The organism is Aliiglaciecola sp. (assembly GCF_039982535.1).
In the GTDB taxonomy this organism is placed as follows: Bacteria; Pseudomonadota; Gammaproteobacteria; order Enterobacterales; family Alteromonadaceae; genus Aliiglaciecola.
Genome location: NZ_JBDWYG010000066.1, coordinates 74,102 through 87,882, shown reverse-complemented (window position 1 = coordinate 87,882; position 13,781 = coordinate 74,102). Strand labels below are relative to the sequence as shown.

General features: G+C 41.2%; 17 protein-coding genes and 1 other annotated feature. Of the genes, 5 read left to right on the top strand and 12 right to left on the bottom strand.

Annotated elements, in window-relative coordinates; translation table 11 throughout:
* Position 1: 1 nt before the first annotated feature.
* The 4 genes from hisB to hisG are packed head-to-tail and all read right to left on the bottom strand — an operon-like array spanning position 2 to position 4,377.
* Entirely contained in the window at positions 2-1,072 is a 1,071-nt protein-coding gene (gene hisB, locus ABJV04_RS17900; protein ID WP_348492971.1) for a bifunctional histidinol-phosphatase/imidazoleglycerol-phosphate dehydratase HisB, read from the bottom strand.
* Positions 1,069-2,169 carry a histidinol-phosphate transaminase gene (gene hisC, locus ABJV04_RS17895; protein WP_348492970.1) on the bottom strand — a complete coding sequence of 367 codons (1,101 nt, stop codon included), beginning with the start codon at positions 2,167-2,169 and terminating at the stop codon, positions 1,069-1,071. The genes hisB and hisC overlap by 4 nt, the downstream gene beginning before the upstream one ends.
* On the bottom strand, positions 2,166-3,461 hold the full coding sequence (gene hisD, locus ABJV04_RS17890) for a histidinol dehydrogenase (RefSeq protein ID WP_348492988.1): 1,296 nt from the start codon (positions 3,459-3,461) through the stop codon (positions 2,166-2,168). Before hisD ends, hisC begins: the two co-directional genes overlap by 4 nt.
* 16 nt (positions 3,462-3,477) lie before the next feature.
* Entirely contained in the window at positions 3,478-4,377 is a 900-nt protein-coding gene (hisG, locus tag ABJV04_RS17885; RefSeq protein WP_348492969.1) for an ATP phosphoribosyltransferase, read from the bottom strand.
* A 48-nt stretch (positions 4,378-4,425) separates the two neighbouring features.
* Positions 4,426-4,539 (bottom strand) — a sequence feature (His leader region).
* A gap of 316 nt (positions 4,540-4,855) precedes the next feature.
* Here hisG and ABJV04_RS17880 point away from each other — a divergent pair.
* The gene (locus ABJV04_RS17880; protein ID WP_348492968.1) at positions 4,856-5,179 is read left to right on the top strand and encodes a hypothetical protein; all 324 of its coding nucleotides are present in this window, start codon (positions 4,856-4,858) and stop codon (positions 5,177-5,179) included.
* A 43-nt stretch (positions 5,180-5,222) separates the two neighbouring features.
* Here the strand turns inward: ABJV04_RS17880 and ABJV04_RS17875 are convergent, their stop codons facing one another.
* Positions 5,223-5,537: a hypothetical protein gene (locus ABJV04_RS17875; RefSeq protein ID WP_348492967.1), complete on the bottom strand. Its 315-nt coding sequence runs from the start codon at positions 5,535-5,537 to the stop codon at positions 5,223-5,225.
* 125 nt (positions 5,538-5,662) lie between these two features.
* Here ABJV04_RS17875 and ABJV04_RS17870 point away from each other — a divergent pair, with 125 nt between their 5' ends.
* The 3 genes from ABJV04_RS17870 to ABJV04_RS17860 all read left to right on the top strand — a co-directional run bounded on the left by ABJV04_RS17870 (position 5,663) and on the right by ABJV04_RS17860 (position 8,910).
* Positions 5,663-6,577, top strand: a complete 915-nt coding sequence (locus ABJV04_RS17870; RefSeq protein ID WP_348492966.1) for a LysR substrate-binding domain-containing protein — start codon at positions 5,663-5,665, stop codon at positions 6,575-6,577.
* A gap of 143 nt (positions 6,578-6,720) precedes the next feature.
* Positions 6,721-7,821 (top strand): DUF2855 family protein, encoded by a 1,101-nt coding sequence (locus ABJV04_RS17865; protein ID WP_348492965.1) that lies wholly within the window; start codon positions 6,721-6,723, stop codon positions 7,819-7,821.
* Positions 7,822-8,001: 180 nt separating this feature from the next.
* Entirely contained in the window at positions 8,002-8,910 is a 909-nt protein-coding gene (locus ABJV04_RS17860; protein ID WP_348492964.1) for a hypothetical protein, read from the top strand.
* Positions 8,911-8,957: 47 nt separating this feature from the next.
* On the opposite strand, the gene ABJV04_RS17855 is transcribed toward ABJV04_RS17860, so the two are convergent.
* The 7 genes from ABJV04_RS17855 to ABJV04_RS17825 all read right to left on the bottom strand — a co-directional run bounded on the left by ABJV04_RS17855 (position 8,958) and on the right by ABJV04_RS17825 (position 13,145).
* The gene (locus tag ABJV04_RS17855) at positions 8,958-9,785 is read right to left on the bottom strand and encodes a formyl transferase (protein WP_348492963.1); all 828 of its coding nucleotides are present in this window, start codon (positions 9,783-9,785) and stop codon (positions 8,958-8,960) included.
* A gap of 15 nt (positions 9,786-9,800) precedes the next feature.
* Positions 9,801-9,992: a DUF2897 family protein gene (locus ABJV04_RS17850; protein ID WP_348492962.1), complete on the bottom strand. Its 192-nt coding sequence runs from the start codon at positions 9,990-9,992 to the stop codon at positions 9,801-9,803.
* Complete coding sequence (locus ABJV04_RS17845; RefSeq protein WP_348492961.1) at positions 9,989-10,696, bottom strand: M15 family metallopeptidase; 708 nt, start codon at positions 10,694-10,696, stop codon at positions 9,989-9,991. Before ABJV04_RS17845 ends, ABJV04_RS17850 begins: the two co-directional genes overlap by 4 nt.
* Complete coding sequence (gene dapE / locus ABJV04_RS17840; RefSeq protein WP_348492960.1) at positions 10,678-11,805, bottom strand: succinyl-diaminopimelate desuccinylase; 1,128 nt, start codon at positions 11,803-11,805, stop codon at positions 10,678-10,680. The genes ABJV04_RS17845 and dapE overlap by 19 nt, the downstream gene beginning before the upstream one ends.
* Positions 11,802-12,149 carry an ArsC family reductase gene (locus tag ABJV04_RS17835; RefSeq protein ID WP_348492959.1) on the bottom strand — a complete coding sequence of 116 codons (348 nt, stop codon included), beginning with the start codon at positions 12,147-12,149 and terminating at the stop codon, positions 11,802-11,804. The genes dapE and ABJV04_RS17835 overlap by 4 nt, the downstream gene beginning before the upstream one ends.
* Before the next feature lie 106 nt (positions 12,150-12,255).
* On the bottom strand, positions 12,256-12,762 hold the full coding sequence (locus ABJV04_RS17830) for a PTS glucose transporter subunit IIA (RefSeq protein ID WP_348492958.1): 507 nt from the start codon (positions 12,760-12,762) through the stop codon (positions 12,256-12,258).
* Complete coding sequence (locus ABJV04_RS17825; RefSeq protein WP_348492957.1) at positions 12,762-13,145, bottom strand: ACT domain-containing protein; 384 nt, start codon at positions 13,143-13,145, stop codon at positions 12,762-12,764. Before ABJV04_RS17825 ends, ABJV04_RS17830 begins: the two co-directional genes overlap by 1 nt.
* Before the next feature lie 234 nt (positions 13,146-13,379).
* Between ABJV04_RS17825 and ABJV04_RS17820 the strand changes: the two genes are divergently transcribed.
* Complete coding sequence (locus ABJV04_RS17820) at positions 13,380-13,763, top strand: VOC family protein (RefSeq protein ID WP_348492956.1); 384 nt, start codon at positions 13,380-13,382, stop codon at positions 13,761-13,763.
* The last annotated feature ends 18 nt before the right edge of the window (positions 13,764-13,781 follow it).

Genomic DNA, 13,781 nt, shown 5'->3' with positions numbered 1-13,781 from the left:
TTTACAATGCTCCCTTACTGCTGGGTAAGGTATCCCCTTGTTTAGTAATGGCTTGACGTAACGCTCGTCCGAACACTTTAAACAGGCTTTCTACCTGGTGATGAGCATTACCTTCGGTCGTGGATAGGTGCAGTGATAACCCCATAGCTTGGGCTATGGAATAGAAAAAGTGCGGAACCATTTCTGTGGCCATTTCACCTACCGTATCACGGCTAAATTCAGCCTCAAACTTCAGATGCGGTCGATTCGATATATCCATGATGCATTCGGCACGGCATTCATCCATAGGTAGTGCAAAGCCGAATCGACCAATACCGCGTTTATCACCTAAGGCTTTTTTAATAGCTTCACCTAACGCTAGGGCTGTGTCTTCAACACTATGGTGATCATCAATGTGCAAATCACCGTCTACAGATAAGCGCAATTCAAAACCACCGTGAGTGGATATTTGATCGAGCATATGATCAAAAAAGCCTATGCCGGTGTGGATTGTTGATTTTGCCGTGCTATCTAAATCTACAAATACGTTAATTTGTGTTTCCGAGGTGTTGCGCGAAACCGTCGCAGTTCTACTTGAGCTCAGAATACTTTTTTCAATGGCCAACCAATCATTGCTTTCACGATTATACAGCTGGGATTTTAATCCCATGTTATCTGCTAAGCCGATATCGGTTTGGCGATCGCCAATCACTAAAGAGCGACTAAAATCGACTTTACCCTGTTGTAAATACTCTTTCACTAAGCCGAGTTTAGGTTTGCGACAGCTGCATTGTTGCTCATCGAAATGGGGACAAATTAACACATCGTCAAATTTCACCCCTTGTGAGGCAAAAATATCCATCATCATATTATGGGGTGCATCGAAGTCGGCTTGAGGAAATGACTCGGTTCCTAATCCATCTTGGTTAGACACCATAACTAAATGGTAACCAGCTTGTTGCAGTTTCAAAAGCACGGGAATGACATTAGGTTCAAAGACTAATTTGTCTAGACGGTCGAGTTGCTTATCAATAGGAGGTTCTTCTACTAACGTGCCGTCTCTGTCTATAAATAAAATCGGTAAGGCGCTCATTGTGCCGAATCCTGTAGTTTAAAAAATGAAAAGATTAAATCCATTAGCTGTTGATTTTGCTCAGCCGTGCCTACGGTAATACGCAGACAATTTTGTAGATTTATTTGCTTAGATTGGTCACGGATCAAAAAGTGATTATCCACTAAATACTGCATAAGTTGCTGCTTTTGTTCACAACGGAACAAAATGAAATTGGCTTTATCATCACCCACTAATTCAACATGTGGAATAGTCATTAATTGTTGTTTGAGTTTAGCTCTTTGGGCATTTAAATCACTAACCTGATCTTGCATTCGCAGGATACCTGAAGCGCTTAACGCTTGACTCGCTATTTGCGCTACCGGTTCTGGAATCGGGTAGGGGGCAATCACTTTTAACAATGCTTGTATTACCGCTGGAGCGGCTAAAGTAAAACCACATCTTATTCCGGCTAAGGCAAAGGCTTTTGACAGCGTGCGTAAAACGACCAAATTTGGATAAGTTGCTAACTTGTTTGCCCAACTGCTTTGCCAATCAAACTCAATGTAAGCTTCATCGACAACCACTAAGGCTGAATCGGCAAAATGCTCAACTACCTGTCGTAATTGCTGTGCATCAACCTTAGTGCCGGTGGGGTTGTTCGGTGAGCAGATGAACACTAACTTCACTTTGTCTTTGTACGCACAAATACTGGGCACATCTAGACTAAAATCTTCGTTCAGAGGCGCTTTGTGTACATCAACATTAAATGTTTCAGCACTGATAGCGTACATGCCATAGGTAGGAGGGCAAATTAAAACGGCGTCTTGTGCCGGATTGCAGAATGCTCTGATAAGCAGTTCAATGCCTTCATCTGCGCCTCGACTGACTAAGGTGTTTTCTGGAGCAACACCTGAGTATGCTGCGTAAGAGTTGATCACCGAGGTTGGTTGGCAGTCGGGATAACGATTAAAGCGCTCGCTGTCGACGTCGTAAGCATTCGCAAAGGGCGATTCGTTAGCATTCAACCAAGTCTGCTGAATTTCTCCAGTCCCTGCGGCAAATAATCTACGGGCAGATTCATAAGGCTTTAAGTTTTTAACGTTGTCGCACAATAATTTATCGACTAAGTTACTCATGCATCATCTCCTTGCAAACGAATGGAGACAGCTCGTTTGTGTGCATCTAAGCCTTCAGCTTCGGCAAGATCCATAATGGCATTACCAATATTGGAAAGCCCTTGGTAGCTTAGCTCTTGAACTGTGAAACGACGCATAAAATCTGCTAGTCCTAAACTAGAATAATTTCTTGAATATCCGTAGGTGGGTAACACATGATTGGTGCCACTGGCGTAATCTCCGGCTGACTCTGGCGACCACTTACCAACAAAGATCGAACCTGCATACTTCAGCTTTGGCAATAAATCCCGAGGTTTTTCCACCTGTACTATTAAATGTTCAGGAGCATACTGATTACTCACTAATACCGATTGGTCAACATCTGTGGTCAATATATAACGACCGTGTTGCATGGCTTTTTCCGCAATATCCTTGCGGCTTAACTGCTGCAATTGTTGCTCTACTGCCAATTGCACCGCTTCTATTAGGGATTGACTGTTGCTCACTAATACGGCTTGAGAGTCTGCTCCATGTTCAGCTTGAGAAAGTAAATCTGAGGCAACAAAGCTCGGTTCAGCGGCCTCATCAGCAATCACTAAAACTTCTGAAGGGCCCGCAGGCATATCAATGGCTGCGCCATCCGCCTGAGTACTCACTTGTTGTTTCGCTTCGGTGACAAAACTATTGCCAGGTCCAAATATCTTATCTACTTTAGCGATTGAAGCAGTACCATATGCCATCGCTGCAATAGCTTGGGCGCCACCGATTAAGTAGACTTCATCGATACCACACAATTGTGCAGCATAGCGGATCTCTGCCGCAATATTGCCACTGGCATCAGGGGGAGTGCATAAAATTTTACGACTGCAACCAGCAACTTGAGCTGTAGCCCCGAGCATAAGCACCGTTGATGGTAATGGCGCGCTGCCACCTGGAATATATAAACCAACGGAATCTATGGCAGCATGTTTAAGCTCACATAACACCCCAGGTTGGGTTTCTATTTTCACATCCGAAGGATATTGTGCCTGATGAAACGCTTTAATATTTGCATAAGCCAAATCGATAGCACTGCGCACTTTGTCAGTGATTTCTTTGCTTGCATTAATTAAGCTTTGGTTATCTAACCGCAGTGTAACCAACCGAATACCGTCAAACTGTTCGGTTAATTCTTTGACTGCGTCATCACCGTGCTCTTTTACCCGTTGTAAAATATCACTCACAATTTTACGCAATTTATCATTGTCAGCTTGCGCTGGGCGACTCAAAATTTGTTGTTTTTGAGAGTCTGACAAAATTGCCCAGTCTTGAATCTGCGTGGTCATGGTTTTAGCCCATCATTTTTTCGATTGGCATAACTAATATTGAGCTACAACCCAATGATTTTAGTTTTTCCATTGTTTCCCAGAATAATGTCTCTGTGCTAACCACGTGAATGGCAACGGTTTCTTCATTATTGGCTAACGGCAAAACGGTTGGGTTTTCAGCACCAGGTAACAAGCTTTTTACTTGCTCTAAATAAGCCTTAGGGGCGTGCAACATAATGTATTTACTTTCTTTAGCCTGCATCACACCATCAACACGGGGTAGTAAACGGTTGATTAACGCTTGTTTCTCATCGCTTAACTGGCCAGCACGTTGAATTAAGACGGCTTTAGATTTGAAAATTACTGCCTCTTCACGTAATCCATTGGCTTCCAGCGTTGCCCCTGTGGAAACTAAATCACAAATGGCATCAGCAACACCTGCTCTAGGCGCAACTTCCACTGAACCGGTTAACATAACCGATTGTGCATCAATGTTATTATTTTTAAAGAATCGCTCTAAAAGAAATGGATAAGTGGTAGCCACTTTTAAACCATTAATGGATTCTAAACCTTGATAATCAAATTCGGTGGGAACGGCAATGGATAACTGGCAACCGCCGTAATCTAATCGACGTAGGGTTTTAAATTCATGGGGCTTACCTGATTGCTGACGTTCTAGCATCTTTTCTTCAAGCTCATTTTCGCCGATGAAACCCATATCGACCACGCCATCCATCACCAAACCCGGAATATCGTCATCACGGACCAACAATAGATCAATGGGTTGGTTAGTGGAATGAGCGATTAGAAGGCGATCACGTATTTGTAATTTAATGCCGATAGCCTTGAGTAATCCAATGCTTTCATCACTCAACCGTCCTTTCTTTTGAACCGCTATGCGTAGTCGTTTGCTCTCGCTCATGTTGTTGCCTCAATATAAAGTTAAATTTCAAATCGTTGCCATTACAACGAAAAACCCCCAGAAGTTTCCTTCCGGGGGTTTAGAAAAATTCTGTACCGCTGGAAGGACAATTAACCTTCCAGCACGAACCTGAAAGGTTATGCTATATGATGATGCCAGTTTAGGTCGCTTTTCATGGTAAAAATAATCATATGCTTTTCTTGCTCGTTTTGGTTTATCGCGTTGATGCGCAGAACATTATCCAAACAGCAAAGATAATGCAAGTACAAACACCTAAAAGTGATGATTTAAGATTGTATTAGTTAAAACTAAAAGGCATTAGCATCAAGGAATACCGTTATCTAGCTCAAAAATTGAACGAAAAGTGTTAAAGTAAGTCAAAATCAATACGATAGCTAATTAATGACACAATTTTACTGGCCTATTGTTATAAGGCAGTATAATTGATTAATCAGAATAAACTAAGTGAGTGAATCCCATGACCAGTGATTTGATATTTTCAGTTTTACCCCGTGAAGGTAAAGTTGCCATTGCCAAAGATGAGCTCAAAGTAAAACAAGTTGAAAAAGAGGCGAAACTTCGAGAGTTAAATGACGAAGAAAAAGCCTTAAATACCGAAGAAAGGGATGCACGGGAAAAGTATCATAAAAAGTCGTCTGAGGATGAAAAAGACAAAGAATCTAATAAAGACGCTAAACAAGAACAATCGGCAGACAAACAACAAGATGGCAAACAGCCAGTAGATCCTGAATTGCCGTCTGTGGATGAAAAAGGTAGAAAGCACCTAGACATTTACATCTAGGTGCGTTGTCTTTTCTATTACTACTTTCCATTAGCCCTTTCCATTACTCAAACGTATCTTTCAACCAAGCTTTTGCTTGATGCCTTGGTAAGCAGCTCACCAATGGCTGATTATTAAAGTCTAATTTCTTTACATCTGAATAAGAAGTCTTGTGGATTATATTCCCTTGCTCAAATTGCACCGCACAGTTAACTCTATCCTGCTTTTCAGTAAATAAAATCTTTATTGAATCTGAACGAGCAATTAGCATTTTATAAGGGTAGCCTTTATAGGAGTACTTGGTCTCCACCTGTTCGTTGGTTTTAGCGTTTAAAGTTAAACTCAATAATATCAATGTTAATGTAGTTAAGTATTTCATGGTTGTTCCTCGTTTGTTGATAGTTCAACGTTAGATTAGTGTTGAATTGCAACTTGAACAAACGATTAAAAATTAACTATACTTAAGAAAAACTTAATTGAATCTACTCTGTAGGCAGGCATGTTATGGGACAACAACTCCCTCCTCTTAAATCTTTGCACTTCTTTATGGTGGCGGCAGAGTTATCAAGTTTTAAATTAGCTGCTGAGAAACTCTTTGTCACTCAAGCTGCGGTAAGTCAGCAGATCAAGTTACTTGAAAGCTTCTTAGAGCAAAAACTGTTTGCGCGTTCAAACCGACAAACTCAGTTGACTCATGCTGGTGAATTATTACTGCCCTTTATCCAACAAGGGTTTAGCCAGTTTAAATCGGGTGTAAACGCCATATCGGGTGATGGTAATCCGAGTATATTAAGAATCTCTACCATCCATTCGTTTACCTCTTTGTGGTTAATGCCCCGATTACCGCAGTTTCAAAAATTACACCCTGAACTGATGGTGCAACTGGCACCTAGTAATGAGTTGGTGGATTTTAACCGTGGTGAGATTGATCTAGCGATTCGAATGGGCCAAGGCGAATATTCAGGATTAGCAGAAAAGAAGCTAGTTAATGATCAACTCATTTTAGTGGCTAGCCCTGATATTATTGCCCCACAGCAAAGCAATGATCCTTCCGTTGTTTTTCAGTTACCTTGGATTGAAGATACCAGTAAGGATATCGCGCCAGTTTTTAACACCCTGTGCCAAAATTATGAAATAGATATACGCACCTTAACTCCCTCAATTCGCGCAAGTAATTCTGTTTTGTTAATTGAAAATGCATTGGCGGGTCGAGGGTTTACAATAGTGAACAAAAGTTTGGTTGCAGATCATTTGCAAAATGGTTCGCTACTGGCTTTGTTAGAGTTTAGTTGTCCTAGTCCGTATTCATTGTATTTGGTCGCCCCTGCACAGAATTTTGAATGGCAAAAGGTGAAATTATTTGAAAGTTGGTTCTTACCGCTTTTACATCAATCTTTTGACAACCTAGAGGCTTGGTAAAGGAATATCATCGACAGTTGAAGTATTTTGGGCTGTTATTTTTGTCTATTCAAAAGGATGATAAATTAGCGGCTCCCTTAGCGTTAGTATAACTAACATTGAAATTAACATTAATTTAACTTTAAACGTTAAGGGAATTGTAAATGCCTGTCTTCACTCGTCAACAGATTCAAACTAATAAAACCGAACTCAGCAAGCTTGCCGTTGTTAAGGACTCTATTAACACCGATTCATTAGGCAATGATGAAGTACTGCTAAAAGTCGAATCTTTTGGCTTTTCAGCAAACAATATTACCTATGCCTTGTTTGGCGATAAAATGGGATATTGGGGCTTTTTTCCTGCGCAAGACGGTTTTGGCATTATGCCCATTTGGGGTTTTGCTACCGTTGAATATTCAAATAGCCCGGATCTGGTTGTAGGTGAAAAAGTATTTGGTTATCTGCCATTTGCCACTCACTTGGTGATTACTGCAGGAAAAATAACGGCCAATGATTTTTACGATGTTAGTCCTGTACGCAAGAGTATCTCCAGTGTGTACGATCAGTATGTTCGTTGCAGTGCTGATCCAGCCTACGATCCTAACAAAGAAGATTGGCAACTCAATTTTCGCCCGTTGTTTATGACTTCTTTTGTGTTAGATGATTTTGTCGGCGAAATTGCAAACCCAGACACGGTCAATATAGTGTTAACCAGTGCATCGAGTAAAACCGCTTATGGGGCGGCTTACCTATTGAAGCAGCACTGTAAAGAACGAGGCTTAAACTACAACGTCGTTGGCCTGACATCGGCGAGCAACAAAGCTTTTACTGAAAAGACCGCTTGTTATGATCAGGTATTAGATTATCAAGACTTTGCCACACTGGATAAAAATGCAAACACCATAGTACTGGACTTCTCTGGCAATAAACCTTTGTTATTAGATCTTCAAGAACACTTAAATACGAGTATGCAAAAGATGATTTATATTGGTGTGACTGATGTTGAATCCCAAGCAAAATCTTATGCTGGCGAACTGCATGGCGAATTCTTTTTTGCGCCCACACAAGTTAATAAACGCATGAAAGAGTGGGGTGGAAAAGGATTTATGCAGCGCTATGCTGTAGATTGGGGAGGGTTTTCCAAACATATGGAACCTTTATTGAGCACCACTAATATTGCTGGGGTTGAGGCTATTCAAAAAATATATTTAGACGGATTAGCGGGCAAGTTTGATACAAGCCAAATGTACGTACTGAAATTTTAATCGGCTTCGAGCTTTCATCCCTTATTTTTGGTTTGCCATTGGGTCCAGGGTTACAACTGGACTTATTTTCATGCAAGCAGCTATATTAGATTGATGCTAGTGTTTTTATTGCTATATGCTAAAGCAATATAAAAACAGCACGAAAAACAGCACTAAGCAAGCTTATCAATAGGGTGCCAAATGATGCCAAATAAACGAAAATCTTTAGCCAGTCTTGCAGTAAACCAGCCTAAGTTCTCAATAAGTTTGAAGGGCGTTCGGCATGTGGTTTTAATCAGTTTTTTGACGATATTTTGCTCGCTATCGAGCAACGCACAAACGGCAACGGATTGGATACTGATTGATAATTTCGAAACTGATAACAGTTTAGCTAAATGGACGAAAGCAGATACCAAAAATGACACCTCGCCAAAGGTGCACTCTCCCCAAATTACTGAGCGCCAAAAAGACGTAACCGCGCACTCTGAAAATGTTTATTTAATCAAAAAACCGGCAGCTGAGGGCATTGTTGGTAATCGCAAAGCGTTAACTTATGCGGCGCTTCCCCAAAGAGTCGAAGTGGGGGAAACCTATACATTTTATACCCGTATAAATGTGGAGTCTTTTCCCAATAATCACGCTTTTGGTATTAGCAATATGAGCCCCAGTGATATTGAGTTACATGATTACAATGCGTTTGAAGCTACCTTGCGAGTAACCGATAAAGCAGAGTCAAATGGTCACAAAAATACCGGTGCCTTGATGGTTAAGACCCAGCAAGGTTACGCTAACATTGTAAATAACCGCACCGGAAAAGATGCCAAACCGTTAGTACCGGGCCTGTGGTATGAAATATGGTATGTGGTAAATAACCGTATAAAGAGCGATGGCGGTCAAACCTACGATGTGTATTTTAAAGGCGGGAATGAATTCCCCGAACAGCAAAAAGTGTATAGCAACGCAAGCTTCCGCATGCAACGTGAGTTGCCTCTTACGCATTTTCTAATGAACTGCAATACCGGACCTAAAAAACAACCCTATGGCAATGGTGGTTTAAAGTACGATGATTTGTATATGACTAAAGGTCACAATTTACAGTCACCGCTGTAATATTGCTTGAGTCTTCGCTGATCCACTGCTTTATCAATAGGGTGAGGTTAACGGTATTTTGCCACTAACTCTGGAATTTCATCATAGTCGAAAAGCCGTTTCCCTTGTTCAGCAAATTGACTCAGTGTGACTTCGTTTGGGAAACTAAAGTACTGACCCGATGACAAATCCATATTTTGGGTTTTTACTTCTTCACCACAGTTCAATTTGTTGACGGCAGCGACAATAGTCTTGACACCTTCTGGGTATAAACTCAATACGTTGTGTAAATAAGAGCGATGATAATCCACTCTGCGCTGGGTGCTAGAGATGATTTTTCCGGCATCAATTTTATTTGAATCGATAAAATGTAAGCTTGTACCGATATTCTCATTGTTGTTTAACATTGCCCAAAATGTTGCCATTACGCCTCTATAATCCGGTAACTTACCTGAATGCAGGTTTATGACGCCCATTTTAGGTAATCTAATAATGGCTTCTTGTAAAATTTGGCCAAATCGAATGGAAATGATCAGCTCGGGGTTTTGCGCTGCAAGGGTTTGATAGCTCGAGGGACTATTAATGTTCTGAATATCACTAATCGGAATGCCTGAATCCAGTATTTGTTGAAAGCTTTTTAATGGCAATGAGGTGTTCGCTGGTGGATTGCCCATATTGGTTGTGTATTGCTGGGTTTCAATCAGTGGATAAACAATTTGGTTAAACAGTGTTTGCTCCATAAAAGCTAAGCTTTTGAGGGGCTCAGGCAGATTCTCTGACTTTCCTACTTTTGCCGATAGAAAAATAGCATACCGATGTTCAGGCAGTTGTTGAAGCAATAGGTTGATTGCCATGTTGCTCGCTAGATCACGATTGGCAAGAATAGTTATCCGCACCCGTTATTACTCCAACTATGGTTTATCGTTGTCGTCTTGTTGTGTTGCTGGTGGCTCTTTGTTATTTAATGGAGACTTAAGAATTTCATCTTCAGGTTTTGTTTTGGTTTTTTCGAAGGACATCTTAGCGCTCATTTTCAATAATAGAATATTACCTACTATCAAGCCTAGGGCTATCAACAAAGTTACAATTAACCAGAAATTCATTGTGTGATTCCATTTAAAGTATATTGGGCAAATAACTGGTCTAAATGTTTTAAAATCGTCTGTTTGCCGCCAATCTCGACACTGGCTAATTGTTCAGCTAGTTTACTCAAGTCGAGTTGTTTGATAATTGACTTTGAGATGGGGCCATAGCTTAAATGCCAAGCTTCGGGTGCAACTCCGCCATTATAGTGTTTATACGGACGGTAAAAACCAAACCTTTCAGCGTTTTCTTCTAACCAGCAATGCAGTGGGTAACAAGGTCCTGATTGTTCATACTCAGTACTTATCAATTGCAAGGGTTGTCCACAGCGTTCAACTGCTTTTTTATCATACACATCCAAGTCGGTTCCCCAGTGGTGACGACTAGCACCTGGAAGGGCAGACCAGGTCATAATGGCGTGTATTTTATCTAGTTCGTTAAAGTCGGAGGTATTGAGGGCTTGGCTATGAATATCATTGATTGGCAAACTTCCTAACCACTTTTTTTGCCAAATGGCTAATTGACGGTCAAAACTACGGAAGCTGCTCGCCAGTTGCATGTCTATGTGGTCTTTTTGGGCAGCTTGCTGCATAGTTTCAAAGGCCGTTTTGACATCGGGAATTAAACCATGATGCTCACCAATTGGCTGGATATGGGCTTGGGTTAGCCCCATCCAGCTCGGTGCAGACAATTGTGTTACAGACACTAGAGTAGCAGGCGACATAATATATCGTGATAAATATCTGTGAGCACTTCCAGATCAGCAGACTTCACTTTTTCATCTATTTTATGAATAGTGGCATTGACTGGACCCAGTTCAATCACTTGTGCGCCTGTTGGAGCGATAAAGCGCCCATCTGAGGTACCACCTGCTGTGGATAACTCAGTCTCTCTTCCGGTTACCGATTTAATAGCTTGCTGAGTGGCTTCAACTAAAGGCCCCTCATCAGTTAAGAAAGGCTGTCCATTGAATGTCCATTTAATATCGTAATCTAAACCATGACGATCAAGAATTTCATACACTCTTTCGATTAACTGTTTGTCGGTGACTTCAGTGGAGAATCGAAAGTTGAAACAAACATGGAGCTCGCCAGGTATGACGTTTCCTGCACCCGTTCCACCATTGATATTGGAAATTTGAAAGCTGGTGGGCGGGAAATATCGGTTGCCATCATCCCAGTGGGTTTTTGCCAGTTCAGCTAAAGCGGGAGAAGCTACATGAATAGGGTTCTTGGCTAAATGAGGGTAGGCTACGTGCCCTTGAATACCCTTGACGATTAAATCGCCGGTGAGTGAGCCACGTCTTCCATTTTTGACAACGTCACCCACAACATCAGTACTGGAAGGCTCGCCCACTAAGCACCAATCGATTTTTTCATTACGGGCTTCTAGGGTATCAATGACCTTAGTTGTACCATTGATAAATGGTCCTTCCTCATCGCTGGTGATAAGGAATGCTATGCCGCCATTGTGATTTGGGTGGGCAGTAACAAAACGATGGGTTGCCACTAACATGGCGGCCAAACTTCCTTTCATATCTGCAGCGCCACGGCCATGCAAATATTCGCCAACTTGTGTCGCTTCAAAGGGTGGTGTTTGCCATTTTTCAGCAGGGCCAGATGGCACTACGTCCGTATGTCCAGCAAAACAAAATAACGGTCCTTGTTTACCTTTTCTCGCCCACATATTGGTGGTGTCATGAAATACCATAGATTCAATATCAAAACCTAAGGGAGCCAGTATATCGGCCATCAACTGCTGGCAACCAGCGTCTTCTGGAGTTACCGATTTACGGTTGATGAGTTCTTTAGTAAGTGCAATTGAGTCCATCATGAATTAAATACCACTGCATAATCTGCAGGTTTGAAACCTAAAATGTATTTGTCGTTATGGATCAATACCGGACGTTTTATCATGGCTGGAGCTGCCAGCATCAATTCAATCGCTTTTTCGCTGTTTAAATCTTGCTTTTGTTCATCGGGTAATTGGCGAAAGGTGGTTCCACGTTGGTTTAGCAATTTCTGCCAACCTAATTGGGATTCTGTTTTTTCAAGCCACTCACGCTCTAGACCATCAACTCGATAATCGTGGAAACTGTATTCTATTTGGTTTTCTTCGAGCCACTTTTTGGCCTTTTTAATGGTATCGCAATTTTTGATGCCGAACATTTGAGTCATAAAATGATTCTTGTTAGTTAATAATGAAATGAAAAATAAATGATGATTATTAAAGGCTTAATAACCCCCATTGCTAAGTAACTGTTGTTTTACCAATCCTTATCCTTTAGATCAACACTGAAAAGACATGATCTTCGCAAGCAGTGACTCTGCGGGGGCTAACGACTAACCCTTTTACCTTATCACTGTTGAGAAGGGTAATGTAAAAAGCGCTGTCATCTATGGCAAGTTTTAATTTGCGTGAGTCAAAATCTAATATGGGTTGTCCCTGTTTAACTTTCTGCCCACGGTTAACTTTGCGTTTAAAACCATTACCATTTAAGTTTTGGGCTCCCCAACCGCAATGGATCTGCAATATTAAGCCATGGCGGTCTTTTAATCGCACACGATGGGCTGTTTCACTGATTTCTAAAACAATAGCATCAAATGGTGCCAATATTTGAAAACCAATGGGATTAACCATCACTCCTTCACCAAACAACCGCTGTTTGAAAATGAGGTTATTCGCTGAATCAAGGCAATGAATGCTGCCACTAATGGGGCTAAGAATATCAATCTTATGTTTATGTTGCACAGGAGCTTGGTTGTCGACTAAACGATTAAAGAGGCTCATTATAGGATCACTTTATAGCCGTTGTTCTCTAGGGCAATTGCAGCAGATTTTAAGTAATTTTGCTTTACTAAGAAATAATCCGTTTCAAAAGTAGAAACTACGAATATGCTGATTTTTGCTGCCGCTAATACACTGCCTATTTGTGCCATGATGCCTACCATCGACAGGTCTAAAGGACCTAAAACTTCTAATACTCTCCAGTTATGATCAGACTCGTCTGACTCAAGCATTACCGTTTGCGGCACCACGATGGAAAGTTCATCGTGAGTTTTTCCAATGAAATATAAAGGTGCATTCAACACTTGAGATGGGATCTGAGCGTTTACTGGAAGGCTATGGATGGTAAAAGTGTCAGGCAGCGCAGCTAATGTCTGATTGGCCATTTGCATTCCTTTTTGATTGGTGTTTTATTTTGCTTTAGCTATGCTGTAAGTCAAGTGTTGGTGTAAAAGTTTCTTTTTCAAATGTTATCCACTGTTTCTGTGGATAACCTTGTTGAGGAAACTTTATATGTCACTTAACTGTTTGATATGTAAGGTGTATATTCGGTTGTCCAGAAATCCACCAAGGGCCGATTTTGGTTAAAATTAACGCGTTTTATTTAAAGGGGTAAGAATATGTCAACAGCACCAATAGGTTCGGTGGTTTGGACCGATCTCACTGTCAAAAATGCAGATAATGTAAAAGACTTTTATGCACAGGTCGTAGGCTGGCAAGCCAACCCTGTTAGCATGGGAGATTACGACGATTTTACCATGCAGTTGCCTAGTAACAATCAGGATGTTGTGGGAATTTGTCATGCAAAAGGCGACAATGCCAATTTACCCGCTCAGTGGCTGCTTTATTTTAAAGTCGCTAATTTAGATGACTCTATTTCCCAAACCCAGGCTGGTGGTGGAAAATTGTTGTCTGCAATAAAACACTATGGCTCACAGAGTCGTTATATCATTATTCAAGACCCTGCTGGTGCGGTGTGTGCGTTATTTGAAGAAACGCCCTAGCTGTTTCCTTTGTAGATA

Coding starts and splice junctions, on each gene's coding strand:
- ABJV04_RS17835 (WP_348492959.1), bottom strand. CDS start 12,149: ATGACTCAAATGTTCGGCATCAAAAATTGCGATACCATTAAAAAGGCC.
- ABJV04_RS17870 (WP_348492966.1), top strand. CDS start 5,663: ATGGGACAACAACTCCCTCCTCTTAAATCTTTGCACTTCTTTATGGTG.
- ABJV04_RS17825 (WP_348492957.1), bottom strand. CDS start 13,145: ATGGCCAATCAGACATTAGCTGCGCTGCCTGACACTTTTACCATCCAT.
- ABJV04_RS17865 (WP_348492965.1), top strand. CDS start 6,721: ATGCCTGTCTTCACTCGTCAACAGATTCAAACTAATAAAACCGAACTC.
- hisB (WP_348492971.1), bottom strand. CDS start 1,072: ATGAGCGCCTTACCGATTTTATTTATAGACAGAGACGGCACGTTAGTA.
- dapE (WP_348492960.1), bottom strand. CDS start 11,805: ATGATGGACTCAATTGCACTTACTAAAGAACTCATCAACCGTAAATCG.
- ABJV04_RS17830 (WP_348492958.1), bottom strand. CDS start 12,762: ATGAGCCTCTTTAATCGTTTAGTCGACAACCAAGCTCCTGTGCAACAT.
- ABJV04_RS17850 (WP_348492962.1), bottom strand. CDS start 9,992: ATGAATTTCTGGTTAATTGTAACTTTGTTGATAGCCCTAGGCTTGATA.
- hisG (WP_348492969.1), bottom strand. CDS start 4,377: ATGAGCGAGAGCAAACGACTACGCATAGCGGTTCAAAAGAAAGGACGG.
- ABJV04_RS17845 (WP_348492961.1), bottom strand. CDS start 10,696: ATGTCGCCTGCTACTCTAGTGTCTGTAACACAATTGTCTGCACCGAGC.
- ABJV04_RS17860 (WP_348492964.1), top strand. CDS start 8,002: ATGATGCCAAATAAACGAAAATCTTTAGCCAGTCTTGCAGTAAACCAG.
- ABJV04_RS17820 (WP_348492956.1), top strand. CDS start 13,380: ATGTCAACAGCACCAATAGGTTCGGTGGTTTGGACCGATCTCACTGTC.
- hisC (WP_348492970.1), bottom strand. CDS start 2,169: ATGAGTAACTTAGTCGATAAATTATTGTGCGACAACGTTAAAAACTTA.
- ABJV04_RS17875 (WP_348492967.1), bottom strand. CDS start 5,537: ATGAAATACTTAACTACATTAACATTGATATTATTGAGTTTAACTTTA.
- ABJV04_RS17880 (WP_348492968.1), top strand. CDS start 4,856: ATGACCAGTGATTTGATATTTTCAGTTTTACCCCGTGAAGGTAAAGTT.